Raw genomic sequence first — 14,938 nt, 5'->3', positions numbered from 1 at the left:
TAATAGCAGTTCTACTCAGTCTCCCAGTAGTACTTCCACTGCTTCTGACTTTACTTCCATAGTCTATAACCTAGATTGCGTTATTTCTGGGACGGTAGGCAACAATAGTTATTCCGGTGGGAACTGTACTAATGCTGGTGTATCTTTTGGAACGCTAACTATTAAGCAAAACCCTTCTGATCCTACTAAAGTCGATGTAGTGATCGATTTAGCGGGAGATAACGTCCATAAAATTTTGGATGTTAGTTTAAATTACGACGATAGCAAGTTTCAGAACAATGCTTTTGAGGTGTCGTCATCCTCACCTTATGACGTAAAAAGTTACAATGTTGCTGAAAACAGTATCAAGGCTGGCCCCTATAGTGGGTTAGATTTACAGATTAGCCCAAAAGCAACTGGCCCGAGTAATGATGGCTATACAGCCACTATCTCACTAGATGCTTTTGATCTCAATCCAGAAGACTTCGACTTTCAAGATCAGCTCAACAAAATATTTGCGGCAGTTCACATAGGCAATTATGGTAATAACCCTGGAGTTTCCGGTGGCAATTCTATTTGGGTAGGAGCAAGTTCTTATTACAAAGCCCCACCACCTCCACCAGCAAAAGTGCCTGAACCTGGTGCAACAGGTGCTTTAGGTTTATTTGCTGTAACTACCTTGCGACTGATGAAGAAAAACAAACAGTTCCGTCACCAAAATTAAATAACACTGTTTAATTTTGATGTTTTTAAATATCGAACTCATATTAAATATAGGCTTAGATATGCATTAGCATTTTTAAGCCTATTTTATTTTTATAATTACACCTACTACTCGACCACATAAGTTCTGAAGACTGCGAGTGAACAGATCCCCGACTTTTTTAAAAAATCGGGGATCTCGCAGCCTTTCAAAATTAATAATGTGGTTGAGTACTACTAGATAGCTCAGTTTGATTTATCTACTCTTAATTTGGACAAGTATGACAGTCCGATTTGCTTTGGTGAACTGAATCTTGAATCTAGGAAACTCTTAACAGGAAGTGTACTGATTTTTTCAAAAATTAAATAAGAGTCCTATATTATTTTTATAATCTTTTTACTTTCATAAAGCTGATGTATTGGATTACAATAAAAGGATGTTTGCACCTTAGATTTGCTATGAAGGTAAAATTTAAGATGCTAAAGGCTAGTTTAGCTCATTCTCTCTAGATTTCTCTAGCGGTAAATACTGAAAATATTTTTTATACGTCATAAATTTATATCGGTGCAATTGCTGATGTGAACTGTACTGCAACTCGAATATTATCAGTTTGTTACGCTACTAGATGCAATTCAATATAAGTTTTATGGGCTATATGTTTGGATGAGTTTGTTATTATTTTTGTAGTGACATACTCACCAGCAAATGCCCTTATATAAATTATAAATTATAAGTAAAAGTAAATACTTGTAGATTTTTATTTAGATAGTTTTTCAACTTAACAATATCTGTAGGTATTTATTGATTAACTTTTACTAAATTGATAAATAAAATACCCAGACAAAACGTTAATTTATTTCATGCATTAAGTTTCCACCATTGACAAAGTCTAAAATTCAAAATACTAACGCTACATCTGCTCTTAATTGACAAAAATGGGATGAAGTGCCCACAGCCTGCAATAACATTCTAAAATTTAAGAATTATTAAATAAAGTTGAGGACTTATGGCTGCGAAAGTTGAAATTTACACTTGGAGTACTTGCCCATTTTGCATCCGTGCTAAAAGTTTACTGAAGAAAAAGGGGGTAGACTTCACCGAGTACAACATTGATGGAGATGAGGCGGCACGGAATAAAATGGCTCAAAGAGCAAATGGAAGACGCTCTTTGCCACAAATTTTCATCGATAATGTTCACGTTGGTGGTTGTGATGACATATACGCTTTAGACGCCCGAGGTCAGCTAGATAATTTATTAGCTTCTGGCAATAGCGTATAGATGGAAGAGTTCGATGGTGTTTTGCTGGGGGGCGATCGCAAAACTTGTTTAACCATCAGGGGATAGTCTAAATTAAATGACTGTGGAATTTGCTGGCAATTGAGGCAGAAAGTGTGAAACTGGCTTTTATTATTGATCCCATCCAGACTCTTGACCCTTGTCACGACACAAGCGTTGCATTAATGGAAGCAGCCCATGTCATGGGACATGAAGTCTGGATAACTCAAGCGAATTTACTAAGTGTAGTAGCAGGAAAAGCTTGGGCCATTTTAGAACGCGTGGAACTCATGCCTATTGAACTAGTGGAGGGACGCTGGGTAGCAGCAAGTCCTTGGTACAAAATAGGCGAACGCATTTATGTTTCTTTAGAAACAATGGATGCCGTGTTTATGCGGACAGATCCACCCGTGACAGTTTCCTACCTCTATGCCACCTATATTCTGGACTACATTGACCAAAACAAAACCTTGGTAATCAATAGTCCCAGTGGTATTCGAGGGGCAAACGAAAAAATGTATGCCCTCCAGTTTACTAAGGTAATACCAGAAACCATTGTCACTGCTGATAAACAGACTATCCGAGACTTTGTGGAAGCAAAAGGCACAGCAGTTCTCAAACCACTAGGTAATAAAGCTGGTGAGGGAATTTTAATTTTGCAACCGAGCGATCGCAACCTCAATTCCATCATCGAACTCAGTACTCTTCAAGGTCGAGTACCCGTCATGGTACAAAATTTTATCCCAGAGGCGAAAGAAGGAGACAAACGGATTATCCTACTAGATGGCCAACCAATTGGAGCAGTTAATCGCCTTTCTGCTGGTGATGAATTTCGCAATAACATGGCGACCGGTGGTACAGTTGCCAAAACCGAAATTACCCCAAAAGAATACGAAATCTGCTCCGAAGTTGCCAACACCTTACGTAAAGACGGCTTAGTTTTTGTTGGCATCGATGTAATTGGTGGCTATCTGACCGAAGTCAACGTCACCAGTCCTACTGGAATACGTGAAATTGATCGACTAGACGGCACTCGCCTTGGTCATTTAGTGATTCGCTGGGTTGAGCAGACAAAAAACTTATAAATTATCAATATGAATTATGAAATTTTTCAACATTCATAATTCATCATTCATCTGTAATTTCCCTTGCACCCTGGTAAACCGAAACAATAATTACAAATAATATAGGGATTTACAGTAGCATCCGGTACTAAAATTTAGACCACCAGTTAAAAAATAGCTGTGTGCTGAAAGACTACAAAAGTTAAACAAGTCTACCATCAACAATAATTATCCCGTCTCAGAACAATGGTAAGAACCATTGACCGACAACCAAAACAAACGCGATCGCTTTAATTTTTTTACCAAACACACTGAGAATTTTAAACAAGCTGACTCCAGCCTAAGCTAATTTCAGTCTCTGGGACACGTAGATGAATTTATTTACTAATTGGCTGTACCAAAAATGGCAACTGAATTGCTGATTCCAATTCCTAGTATGAACCAAAGGAATTAGAAATAATACCAAATAGGGATAAATGGTGTGATTTGAGATTGTTAACATCGCCTTTTGGCAAAGACTCTCAATCCAAAATCCAAAATTTAAAATCCAAAATTGGTATAAGCAGCCAGCAAGCCAATAGCTGATCATCTTAATTACGTGGTGGTGTCCGCTTTCGCAGAAAATCAGGAATATCCAGCACCGAACCTTTTTCTTTTGGTTCTGGAGTTTGTGTTGGTGGATTAGGCGCGGGAGGTTGTTGCATTGGCCTTCTTTGTGGTGGGGGCTGTACTACTCGTCCTTGGGTAACGTTGGACTGTTGTGCGGCTGGGGCTTCACCTGTAAATCCAGTCGCAATCACGGTAAGTCTCACTTCACCTTGGAGTCTGTCATCAATCACCGCGCCAAAAATAATATTGGCGTTGGGATCAACCACTTCATAGATTGTTTCAGCAGCAGCATTCACTTCGTGCAGGGTGAGATCGCTACCACCAGTGATGTTAAAGACAACACCTCTCGCGCCCTCAATTGAACATTCGAGCAATGGTGAAGAAATCGCTGCGATCGCTGCTTCTCTAGCTCTAGATTTTCCAGAACCAATACCGATCCCCATGAGTGCGGAGCCTGCATCGGCCATAACTGCTCGCACATCTGCAAAGTCAACGTTGATCAAACCAGGAATGGTAATAATATCGGAAATGCCTTGTACCCCTTGCCGCAACACATCATCTGCATAGCGAAAAGCTTCTTGCATTGGTGTTTGCTCGGGGATAACTTCTAGTAGCTTGTTGTTAGGAATGATAATTAGTGTATCTACCCTACTTTTTAGCCCCTCGATCCCTTGTTCTGCTTGGCTAATGCGGCGGCGTCCCTCAAAGATAAAGGGACGTGTAACGACACCAACAGTAAGAGCGCCCATTTCTTTCGCTACTTCTGCCACAATCGGAGCCGCACCTGTACCAGTTCCACCACCCATGCCAGCAGTAATAAATACTAAATCAGCACCATCTAGAGCTGTCGCAATCTCGTCCCGTGATTCCTCGGCAGCTTTAGTTCCAATAGCAGGATTACCACCTGCTCCCAGCCCCCGTGTCAGTTTCTGCCCTATTTGTAGTCGACTGGGAGCTGCTGCCAAAGTTAAAGCTTGAGCATCAGTGTTGATAGACCAAAACTCTACCCCACTTACATCTGATGCAATCATGCGGTTAACAGCATTACTACCACCGCCACCGACACCAATCACTTTAATGTTGGCGACTCGACCAGGAACAATGTCACCTATTCGGGTTTCTTCACGCTCAATTTTCTTGCTGTCATTATTTTGCCCAAAGCTCAGCCCTGAATGATTAAACGGATTGGTGGAATTAACAGCCAGTGAGAAAGTCGACTGTCCTGGAGATTGAGAGTTTTTATAGGTAAGTCCTTGGTTATTATCAAGAGTCATTGGATTCACAAAGGTAGATAAACGACTTTTTAAGGTGTTATTCACCTAAGAGTTAACTATAGTGTGACGCTGCCATCAACAATATGACATTGTTCTTTCTTGTTCTCCATACTTCCAACCCTTTCAGGATGAGAGATAGGAAACTTTGTTATGGGATAAGCCATCAAGGCACCTGTTTGCACAGCTAATTCTAGAGAAGTATACCTAACTATTTACCTGAAATTGACCTGTATCAGTTCTACTAGACATTAATATATTCACTGCTTTTTTACCGATTTGGCTCGGTATGCCTTTGGTAACCCCAATAACCTCTCCCTTTTGCTGCCGTTGCTTTATATTGGTCATCAATTTTACAGCTGTAAGCGTAAATTTTTTCTTGAGTTGCTGAAACTACTAAATAATTTTGGTATAAATTATTCAATACCAACGAAGAAAAATAATGCTGAAAGCTAGATATTGATGGATGTAAGTTAATAAGCCGCATGTTATTAAGGTAAATTAATTATACTTTTGTATCCCGCTAAAGAATTTCTGCACGGAAAATACTGTGCTAATTGTATTACTCGCCAACACTGGTCATGACACCTCTGTTCTCGGTTAGGTATATGTTTAATAGGATTCACCATTGGGGATAATTGCAACTTAAGACACAAAATTTGTCTTAATACTTTATTTATCAATGTTCAAAATAGAGACAACAGAAAATGATGTTTGTTGTGGTTTACTCAAATTTTGAAACATCTAATTGATTTACTGTTTTACTTACCTTCATTAAAGCATCGACTCGACGGGCAATTGTCTAAAAGTGGTTAAAAGTAATACTTTACCCATATCAGTTAGCAGGTAATAAAAAGAACTTTACTATAGCAAGTATTATGCTAAACTAAAGGGTGGACAGGTAAAAAGTACTTTTAGGCAAGACGCCATAGGTAAAGAACCTAACACCTTCCACCCTTCATTTAGATGTTAGGCAAATAACCATGAAACTTCTGACTGTCTAAAGAGAGGTTTTGCAACTAATCCTCCAACTTAATTTAGAAGTTAATGCCGATTTTTACATAGATGGGTCGGGAAACCCAACTTAAATAATAAATATATTTTTTCAACACAAAACTTCTTGATTGGCTAGGATTGCTTTAATCTCAAACACGCAGATTTTTTTTGGTCTGTTTGGGAATTGGCTTGCTATTTTTTTGGTTCATTTGTACTAGTAAATGTTCTGGATTTTTCAGATCAATGTACTCTATTTCATTGGGATTGAGTTGTGAGGGTAGATGGCGAAGTTGGGCAAGCACCTTAATTTGTTCTGGTAACTGGGGACTTGGTGTACCGAGATGTACTAAACCTAGTTCTGTTTTTAAAATTAAATTTGTTGGATCTTGCCAATCTATTTCCGTTACTTTTAAGGAAGTTTGACTCATCGCTTCATACAAAGAACTCCAGTAGGGACGGTATTGTTCTGGTGATCCGATCACTTTTAAAGTTGGTAGTTTAACTCTAGAGTCGAGGGAATTAAAATTCTCTAAAGGTATCCATACGCCATTGGCATCTAGTAATCCCATGATTACTTTTGTATTGCCATTTTTCCTGTTGGCTTGTTCTCGGCGTACTTGAGCGATCGCTACTGGTGTTCTTTCCTGAAGTTGGACTACCAATCCCGGAGGAAACAGACGACGAGTGACGGTTGCTTGGGCAATACTTGGCTGCTGCTGTAAAGAATGAGCAATCCTATAAGGTTCAATCCGCCACAAAGATTGCGGATAAGACAGCACCAGTAGAGACTGAACCTCCTCATCCGAAAGTAATTGATTTCCTGAGATCACCACATCTTTGGGAGTTTTAAGAACCCAAATCGGTTGAATTGCGATCCACAGCAAACCACCAGCCAAACTAGTCACAGCAATAGTTCGCCAAATTGCTTGAATAAATTTGATCTGGCGCTTTTTGCGTAACTTCTTACGGCGTCCTGCAATGATTGTGCGGGAAATCGATACTATACCAGCCATTCAAACCTCTGCCACACTCTTAATCCAAGTTGTGATTGCACATCTGTAACATTCAATAATTTTAGTCAAAGCTGACTTTCCAACACTGTAATAGCAACAAAATTAAGATTTTAGTAGTTAGCTATTGTACATTCATAAAATTTGGAATTTGGAATTATCTGCAAATCTGGACATTGAATTTATGTAGCCTTGTTTTACAGATGATATTCATCATTTCTGCAAGAAGACTACAAATACTTATTGACATTTTGTTACTTGTATGTAGGAAAGGCAAAATTCAGAACAAAGTGCGAAACCGAAATTATACTCTGATTTTGCATCTGTCAGAGAATTATCTACCATCAAGACTGCTATTAAAACAATCCTTCTTGGATAAACACGCTTTATCTTCATTTGTGTCTGGGAAAAGGTAAAAGGTGAAGGGGTACTCACCAGTAGGGTGATGGGGAGATCCTAATTCTGTATTCTCCCCATTGCCCCTAATCCCCACTCCCTACCTCCGCACCTCCCTATCTCCCTCACTATGAAGTTTTCCCCTTTAACCAAAAAGTATTGGCTAATAAAATATTTATTAGTATAATATATTACTTCCTACGCATACCTATTTTAATTATTGCGAAAAATAAAAATAGACATATATACTGTAATTTGGTTAACAAAATATAGTCAAAATAATAACCAGTTGATGAAATGACTGATTAATATATCTGTGTGACTCTTTTTAAATACTTGTTGTCGCTGCTACAACTAAGTATAAATTTACTGTCTCGTTTATTTCATGGTAAAACGGGGCATAGACTTACATTAAGTTAACCCGTGAGCAAAATCAGAGATTGCAAAATCTCAACAACAGGTGTAAAAAAGACAGAATACAATCAACCATCAGGGATGATAAAATTCCTACCATGCTACGGACTTACTTATGGCAAAACATGCAACAAAGAAGTCTAGTGCATACCTTTATAGGAAGGTAGGGATTATTTGTATATTAAGATACAAATAAATCTGCATCTACATGAAAACAGCACTAAATTTACAACGTTTTTATCAAGCCTGTAATCCTAGTAAAACCCTGGTAATGGGTGATGCGGCGGATCGGCAATACTACATAGACTTTTCTGATGTGCGTGGTTGCAAAATTGTAGAAGAGCTACAACGCACAATAGTTCGTATTTCTCCAGACGACCCGACTTGTCAGTTGTTTACAGGTCACATTGGTTGTGGTAAATCAACGGAATTACAACGCTTAAAGACAGAACTAGAACTGGCAGGATTTCATGTCGTTTATTTTGAGTCTAGCCAAGATTTAGACATGGCGGATATTGATGTCAGCGATATTTTGCTGAGTATAGCCCGTCAAGTCAGCACTAGTTTAGAAGCGATTAATATCAAAGAGAAATCAGGTTACTTTAGCAATCTGTTTAGAGAAATTGGGGATTTTTTACAGACTCCGATAGAGTTATCAGCAGAAGCAGAATTATCTTTAGGTATTGCGAAAATTAGCGCCAAAACTAAAGATAGTCCGCAATTACGTAATCAGCTGCGGCAGTACCTAGAACCACGCACCAATAGTATTTTGCAAGCAATCAACGAAGAATTGCTAGATAAAGCTGTTCAACAGTTAAAGCAGCGTGGTCAAAAAGGATTGGTGGTGATTGTCGACAACTTAGACCGAGTTGATATGCGTCCTTTGGCTTCGGGGCGATCGCTACCAGAGTATCTTTTCATTGACCGAGGCGAACAGTTACGCCGCCTCAAATGCCATGTAGTCTATACTATCCCCCTGGCATTAATTTTTTCTAATGAATACGAAACACTCAAAAACCGTCTTGGGGGTGGTATTGCTCCAAAAGTGTTACCAATGGTACTTGTGCGCCAAAGAGATGGTAGTGACTACGAACCAGGAATATCTCTGTTACGGCAACTAGTACTGACAAGAGCTTTTCCTGAAGTTCCCTGGAATATAAGGCTAAGTTTAATCACAGAGTTATTTGATCACCCCCAAACTTTAGATCGTCTATGTCGGATCAGTGGTGGTCATATTCGTAACTTATTGGGGCTGTTGTATAGTTGTCTGCAACGGCAAGATCCACCCTTTTCTCAGAGTTGTTTAGAAGCAGTCATCAAAGACTATCGTGATGACCTGCTATTAGCAATTGATGAACACGTCTGGGAATTGCTATTAGAGGTAGTGAATCAACAGAGTGTCAAAGGCGAGTCTGATTACCAGATATTGCTACGGAGTATGTTTGTCTTTGAATACCGTGATACTACAGGACGTTGGTTTGGTATTAGTCCAGCTTTAGCAGAAACAGAAAAAATTCTCGGTTGGCAGCAAAGCAAGTTTATTCACAACTCATAACGACTTCTGACCGAAGAAAGGCAGAAGGCAGAAGGCACAAGGCAGAAGGCACAAGGCAGAAGGCAGAAGGCACAAGGCAGAAGGGAAGAATTTATTTTCCCTCTGCCAAAAGGGTCACAAGCCTCTTAATTTATTAAATCCCCTAAATTTATTTATGGGGATACATAGCTGTCCTCTGTCAGAGTACTTCTGCCTTCTTAAGTTTTCTAAAATCCAAAATCTAAAATCTAAAATCCAAAATCCAAAATCCAAAATAGGATGACAGAGTGGAAATTCACAGCTGCTGAGAACGCCAGCGAAAATCAGCGTTCTGTGCAAAGGTTGATCCGGGCGATCGCACTCTCTAAAGGTCAATTTGCTCTTATTTTAGTGCGATGCAATTACAGGCAACTATGCGAACAGATGCTAGAGAATCTCCGTTCTCTAACTCAGGATATTTACTTACGAGAAATTTTTCTTTCGACCTCAGTTACTGCTCTGCACACCACTATTGTTTCAGAACTATTTTTAGATAATCCTGCTGTCATTACAGATTGTTTGCCATCTGCTGTGATGGTTTTTGGTCTAGAGACAGTCAGCGCTTTGGAAGACTTATTAATTGGTATCAACCAAGCACGAGATATTTATGCTGATAGTTTTCCCTTTCCTGTAATATTGTGGCTCAAAGACGAAGTAGCAACATTGCTGTCAAAATTAGCACCTGATTTTCGGAGTTGGGCAGCAACTACAATCAAATTTGAAATGGCAAAAGAAGATTTGATTGCTCTGATTAAGCAGCAAACAGAATCTTTATTTGCCAACATATTAGCAGCAGGAGCAGAACAGTTTTTATCTAATGCCGCCCTTGATTTAGATCCGAAATCTCAGCAACGCCACGAAATAGAGTCAGCACGTCATGACCTGCAAACATGCTATGGTGTCAAATTAGAACCAGAATTAGAAGCAAGTCTCGAATTTGTCTTAGGACGCGATCGCTATGCCAATGATGAAATTGAAGAAGCCTTAGATTATTTTCAACATAGTTTAGAGCTTTGGCAGCTTTCTTTAGATAGGAAGATGGGGAGAACCGGAGGTGGGGGTATCTCATCACCCCATCACCCCACCACCCCACCACCCCATCTTCTTCGACAAGCCGTAGTCCTCTTCCACCAAGGACTGTGCTATCGCCGGATGGCGGAATTACGTCCTGCACTCAACAGAAGGTATTGGCAAGACGCACTCTTGTGGTTTAGGCAATGTCTGGAAGTCTTAGAAAAAGCAGAAAGACAAGATTTAGTAGCCAAATTCATTTGGCCAGCTTGCGAAATGTTGCAACGTTTACAAGCTTGGAAGGATTTGAAAGAATTAGCTCTCCAGTCTTTAGAATTGCATCGAGTTTATGGTGATGAAGCACAAGTCGCTCAAGACTATGGCTTTTTAGCTGCTGTGGCTGCTTCTGAATCGAATTGGACAGCTGCTCATGAATTAGCCAATTCTGCGCTTTCTATTGCCGAGGAAGCGCCAGAAGTTTCGCGTCAACAGGAAAGTTCCTACCTGCTTTTATTGGGACGCACCCAGCGACAAATGGGTGAGTGGGAAGAAGCAGTCAATAACCTAGAATGGGCGAAGGTGGTTTGTGAACCACAGTATGAGCCATCACTGTACTTAGAGATTGTAGATGAGTTGCGATCGCTATACTTTTTTGAACGCCATGACTACTTAGAAGCATTTAATCTCAAACAAGAAAAAATTCAAATTGAGCATCAGTACGGCTTTCGTGCCTTTATTGGTGCTAGTCAACTACAGCCACAACGTTACAGAATTAATTCAGCTTTCCAATCACAAACAAGCACAACTTTTCCTGAGGAAATTGCCCTAGAAATTGCTGCTTCTGGAAGGCAGCAAGATATTAATCGTCTGATTGAAAGAATCACTCGCGCCGACTGTAAACTCACGGTTATTCATGGCCCTAGTGGCGTTGGTAAAAGTTCAATTCTCAAAGCTGGCTTAGTACCAGCTTTAAAACAAACAATCATCGGAGAACGCAATCCTTTACCGATTGTTTTATCTGTTTATACAGATTGGCAAACAACTTTAGGACATAGTTTAAACCAGGCGATCGCTCAAACAGAAATTACTATTAGTAGTGAATTTTCCAATAATACTATTCTTGAACAATTGCGGACTTTAACTGAGCGTAATTATACTATTATTCTCATTTTAGATCAATTTGAAGAATTTTTCTTTGTAAACAAAAATACTTTAAATAGAATAGAATTTTATCGTTTTTTTAGTGAATGTTTAAATATTGCATATGTCAAAATAATTTTATCATTAAGGGAAGATTATTTACATTATTTATTAGAATTGGAACGTCTATGCAATCAGAATAACGAGTTTGGTTGTAATTTAAGCGTAATCAATAAAAATATTCTTGATAAAGATATTCGCTACTACTTAGGAAAATTTTCTAAAAAAGATGCTATCGGCGTTATTCAAAGTTTAAATCAACGTTCTTATTATGGATTAAGTCATGAGCTAATTAATCAGATAGTACATGATTTAGCAGGAGAATTTGAAGAAGTACATCCGATTGAATTACAAATAGTCTGCGCGCAACTCCAAACAGAAAATATCACTACAATTGAAGAATATAAGCGTTGTGGCAGCTCTAAGAAATTAGTACAACGTTGGCTAGAAGAAGTCATCAAAGATTGTGGTCGGGAGAACGAAAAATTAAGTTGGCAATTATTGTTTGAATTAACTGATGAAAAAGGTACACGACCGATTAAAACAAAAGTTGAGTTAGTAGCTGCATTGGTCAAAGAAAGAGGTGGGGAGGTAGGCAGAAATATCGCTCCATCTCGAAATCTTTATCACTCTGTCACCAATATAGAAATGATTTTAGATATATTGGTCGGTAGTGGGTTAGTATTACAAGTCAAAGAAGAATCAGGCGATCGCTATCAGTTGGTTCACGATTATTTAGTGGAGCCAATTCGTCAAAAAAATAAATATGGAATGGTCGCTGAACTTGCCAAAGTCAGATTTGAAAAAACCAGAGCAGAAGTAGCCCAAAAACTCAGTCAAGAACAGCTGAATTTAGTTTTACAAAAACGACTGCGAGAGGCACGTATAGCAGGTTTAGTTTTGGCAATGATGGCAACAACAATTGCCGGGTTATGGTGGCAAGCTGACTTACAAAGAAGAGCAGCAATTCGCGAAACTAGGAGGGCAGAACGTAGTGAGACTAACTTGAAAATTAGTGCGATCACTGCCTCCTCAGAAGCTTTATTTGCTTCTAATAAAGAATTTGATGCTCTTTTAGAAAGTTTACGGGCATGGCGGAGACTCAAACAAGCAAGTGGAGTAGAACCAGATACCCGAATGCGGGTAGTAACAGCTTTACAGCAGGCAGTCTACGGAGTCACCGAGGTCAATCGGCTAGAGGGACATAATGATATTGTTTGGGGGATTGCCTTCAGCCCTGATGGTAAATTGCTGGCATCAGGTAGCCGCGATCGCACTGTGAAATTGTGGCATCCTGGCGGTGCATTACTCCAAACATTGGAAGCCAATAGCGATGCAATTACTGGTCTGAGTTTCAGTCCTGATAGTAAAACTTTAGCCTCAAGCAGTCGCGACAAAACAGTCAATCTTTGGCGTCTCAACGCAAAAACAGGAAGATTTGATTCACAACCAGAAAAAATCCTCCAAGGACACACAGATTGGGTTTTTAGCGTTGCTTTTAGCCCTGATGGCAAATTATTAGCTACAAGCAGTAAGGATAGAACTGTTAAGCTATGGCGTCGAGATGGAAAATTAATCAAAACACTGCGAGGACATCAAGGTTGGGTTAACTGGGTAAGCTTCAGTCCTGATGGTCAGTATCTTGCCTCAGCCAGTGACGACAAAACAGTCAAAATCTGGCGACGAGACGGTAAATTGGTGAAAACTTTGTTAGCAAATCAAGAAGGAGTAACCGCCCTAGCTTTTAGCCCTAATGCTCAAGTACTAGCGACAGCAGGTCGAGACAAAACAGTCAAACTTTGGCGTTTGGACAAAAGTCGTAAATATGGCTATAGTTTTCATCTTTACAAAACTTTGCAACAACACAACACTATTGTTTGGAATCTCAGTTTTAGTTCTGATAGTCAACAGCTAGCTTGCGCTGGTGATGACAACAGTGTATACCTTTGGAAAATCAACGAAAAAGGCGAGTTTGAGAATCGACCTTACAAAACCTTTAAAGGACACAGTGATGCTGTTGTGAGTGTAGCTTTCAACCCCGATGATCAGCTCCTAGCATCTGCCAGTTATGACAAAACAGTGAGATTGTGGAGTCTAAACGCGCCAACATTACCTGTTCTTCAAGGTCATACAGACCGAGTTTTGAGTGTGGCTTGGAGTCGTAATGGCAAACTGTTAGCTTCTGGTAGTAAGGATCACACTGTTAAACTCTGGCAACGTGACCGCAATAGCGGTAGAACTCGCTTATATAAAACTCTGGCTGCACACGCTGATAGAGTTCCTAGTGTCAGTTTTGACCCCAAAAATCAAATGCTAGCTTCCGGAAGTTATGATCGAACCGTGAAACTTTGGGGTCTAGATGGTCATCTACTCAAAACCCTACATGGACATAGCGATAGTGTCATGAGTGTTAGTTTCAGTCCAGATGGGGAGCTGTTGGCATCAGGTAGTAAAGACCAGACAGTAAAACTTTGGAACCGTGAAGGTCGCTTGGTTAAAACCCTAGTAGGACATCACGGTTGGGTAAATAGCGTCAGTTTTAGTCCTGATAGTCAAATTCTCGCTTCAGCTAGTGATGATCAAACAGTGAAGCTTTGGGGAAAAGATGGTACTTTGTTGAAAACCTTTTCACCTCATGACAGTTGGGTTTTAGGTGTAAGTTTTAGTCCTACTGATCATTTGTTGGCTTCTGCTAGCTGGGATAACACTGTGAGGTTGTGGCGTTCCGACGGCAGATTATTGAAAACATTGTTAAAGGGCTATAGCGATAGTGTTAACTCTGTGACTTTTAGCCCAAATGGTGAAATTCTTGCTGCTGCTGGTTGGGACAGCACAGTGAAACTCTGGAGTCATGATGGCAAATTGATTAAAACTCTCAATGGACATCATGCTCCAGTATTAAGTGTTAGTTTTAGTCCTGATAGTCAAACATTGGCATCTGCTGGTGATGACAACACCATTATTCTGTGGAATTTGGACATGAATAACTTACTATCGCGTGGTTGTAACTGGGTAAATAATTATCTTCGATACAATCGCAACGTAGATCAGCGCGATCGCTCCCTCTGTTATGGTGTCAAGAGTTAGTTGTTAATAGTTGGTTGTTAATGGGTGGTAGTTAGTGGCTTTCTACTCATCACACACTGATCCCCTTGTATGAGAACCTTGACTGAGTTGGTGGAAGAGTGGTTGGACGTGCATCACGGTAAAAATCGCGCTTCTTACCAAAATACCATTCGCAAGTTTCTAAGTTTTATCTCTGTAGATGTGATCGCCGAAATTCAGATCCGTCACGTCCGGGATTGGTTAGATTCTCTGCAAGAGGCAGACACGACGCCAGAGATAGCGAAAGTTGTAGGGCTGAAGGGGTGACAAAGGGGCTAAAACTGAGGAAATATAAGAGTGTGACCGTTTTGGGGTAAAAAAAGATAGGTCA

General features: G+C 39.8%; 9 protein-coding genes. 6 read left to right on the top strand and 3 right to left on the bottom strand.

Translation table 11 applies throughout. The annotated features are described in order from the left end of the window. The 3 genes from UYI_RS0102655 to gshB all read left to right on the top strand — a co-directional run. The coding region (locus UYI_RS0102655) for a hypothetical protein (protein WP_026085703.1) at positions 1–703 on the top strand (703 nt) is incomplete at its 5' end. A 985-nt stretch (positions 704–1,688) separates the two neighbouring features. Then, on the top strand, positions 1,689–1,961 hold the full coding sequence (gene grxC / locus UYI_RS0102650; protein WP_016865137.1) for a glutaredoxin 3: 273 nt from the start codon (positions 1,689–1,691) through the stop codon (positions 1,959–1,961). Between the two features lie 113 nt (positions 1,962–2,074). After that, positions 2,075–3,043 carry a glutathione synthase gene (gene gshB, locus UYI_RS0102645; protein WP_026085702.1) on the top strand — a complete coding sequence of 323 codons (969 nt, stop codon included), beginning with the start codon at positions 2,075–2,077 and terminating at the stop codon, positions 3,041–3,043. Positions 3,044–3,612: 569 nt separating this feature from the next. Here the strand turns inward: gshB and ftsZ are convergent. From ftsZ to UYI_RS0102630, 3 genes are all read right to left on the bottom strand, one after another. Continuing rightward, positions 3,613–4,905, bottom strand: coding sequence for a cell division protein FtsZ (gene ftsZ, locus UYI_RS0102640; protein ID WP_026085701.1), 1,293 nt, complete (start codon positions 4,903–4,905; stop codon positions 3,613–3,615). A gap of 204 nt (positions 4,906–5,109) precedes the next feature. After that, the gene (locus UYI_RS38620; RefSeq protein WP_016865134.1) at positions 5,110–5,250 is read right to left on the bottom strand and encodes a hypothetical protein; all 141 of its coding nucleotides are present in this window, start codon (positions 5,248–5,250) and stop codon (positions 5,110–5,112) included. A gap of 797 nt (positions 5,251–6,047) precedes the next feature. After that, a complete protein-coding gene (locus UYI_RS0102630) occupies positions 6,048–6,911 on the bottom strand; it encodes a cell division protein FtsQ/DivIB (RefSeq protein WP_016865133.1) in 864 nt (287 codons plus the stop codon). 1,015 nt (positions 6,912–7,926) lie between these two features. Here UYI_RS0102630 and UYI_RS0102625 point away from each other — a divergent pair. From UYI_RS0102625 to UYI_RS0102615, 3 genes are all read left to right on the top strand, one after another. Further along, on the top strand, positions 7,927–9,273 hold the full coding sequence (locus UYI_RS0102625) for an ATP-binding protein (RefSeq protein ID WP_016865132.1): 1,347 nt from the start codon (positions 7,927–7,929) through the stop codon (positions 9,271–9,273). A gap of 258 nt (positions 9,274–9,531) precedes the next feature. Then, the gene (locus UYI_RS0102620) at positions 9,532–14,589 is read left to right on the top strand and encodes a WD40 domain-containing protein (RefSeq protein ID WP_016865131.1); all 5,058 of its coding nucleotides are present in this window, start codon (positions 9,532–9,534) and stop codon (positions 14,587–14,589) included. 69 nt (positions 14,590–14,658) lie between these two features. Continuing rightward, complete coding sequence (locus UYI_RS0102615; RefSeq protein WP_016865130.1) at positions 14,659–14,874, top strand: hypothetical protein; 216 nt, start codon at positions 14,659–14,661, stop codon at positions 14,872–14,874. Positions 14,875–14,938 lie beyond the last annotated feature (64 nt).

This window comes from Fischerella muscicola PCC 7414, from assembly GCF_000317205.1.
GTDB classification, from domain to species: domain Bacteria; phylum Cyanobacteriota; class Cyanobacteriia; order Cyanobacteriales; family Nostocaceae; genus Fischerella; species Fischerella muscicola.
Note: the sequence above shows the minus strand (reverse complement) of the source record. Positions and strands in the feature narration are given on the sequence as shown.

What these genes read in the sequence shown, in the direction of transcription:
- UYI_RS0102620 (WP_016865131.1), top strand. Translation starts at nt 9,532, where the DNA reads ATGACAGAGTGGAAATTCACAGCTGCTGAGAACGCCAGCGAAAATCAG.
- UYI_RS0102615 (WP_016865130.1), top strand. Translation starts at nt 14,659, where the DNA reads ATGAGAACCTTGACTGAGTTGGTGGAAGAGTGGTTGGACGTGCATCAC.
- ftsZ (WP_026085701.1), bottom strand. Translation starts at nt 4,905, where the DNA reads ATGACTCTTGATAATAACCAAGGACTTACCTATAAAAACTCTCAATCT.
- UYI_RS0102630 (WP_016865133.1), bottom strand. Translation starts at nt 6,911, where the DNA reads ATGGCTGGTATAGTATCGATTTCCCGCACAATCATTGCAGGACGCCGT.
- UYI_RS38620 (WP_016865134.1), bottom strand. Translation starts at nt 5,250, where the DNA reads ATGACCAATATAAAGCAACGGCAGCAAAAGGGAGAGGTTATTGGGGTT.
- UYI_RS0102625 (WP_016865132.1), top strand. Translation starts at nt 7,927, where the DNA reads ATGAAAACAGCACTAAATTTACAACGTTTTTATCAAGCCTGTAATCCT.
- grxC (WP_016865137.1), top strand. Translation starts at nt 1,689, where the DNA reads ATGGCTGCGAAAGTTGAAATTTACACTTGGAGTACTTGCCCATTTTGC.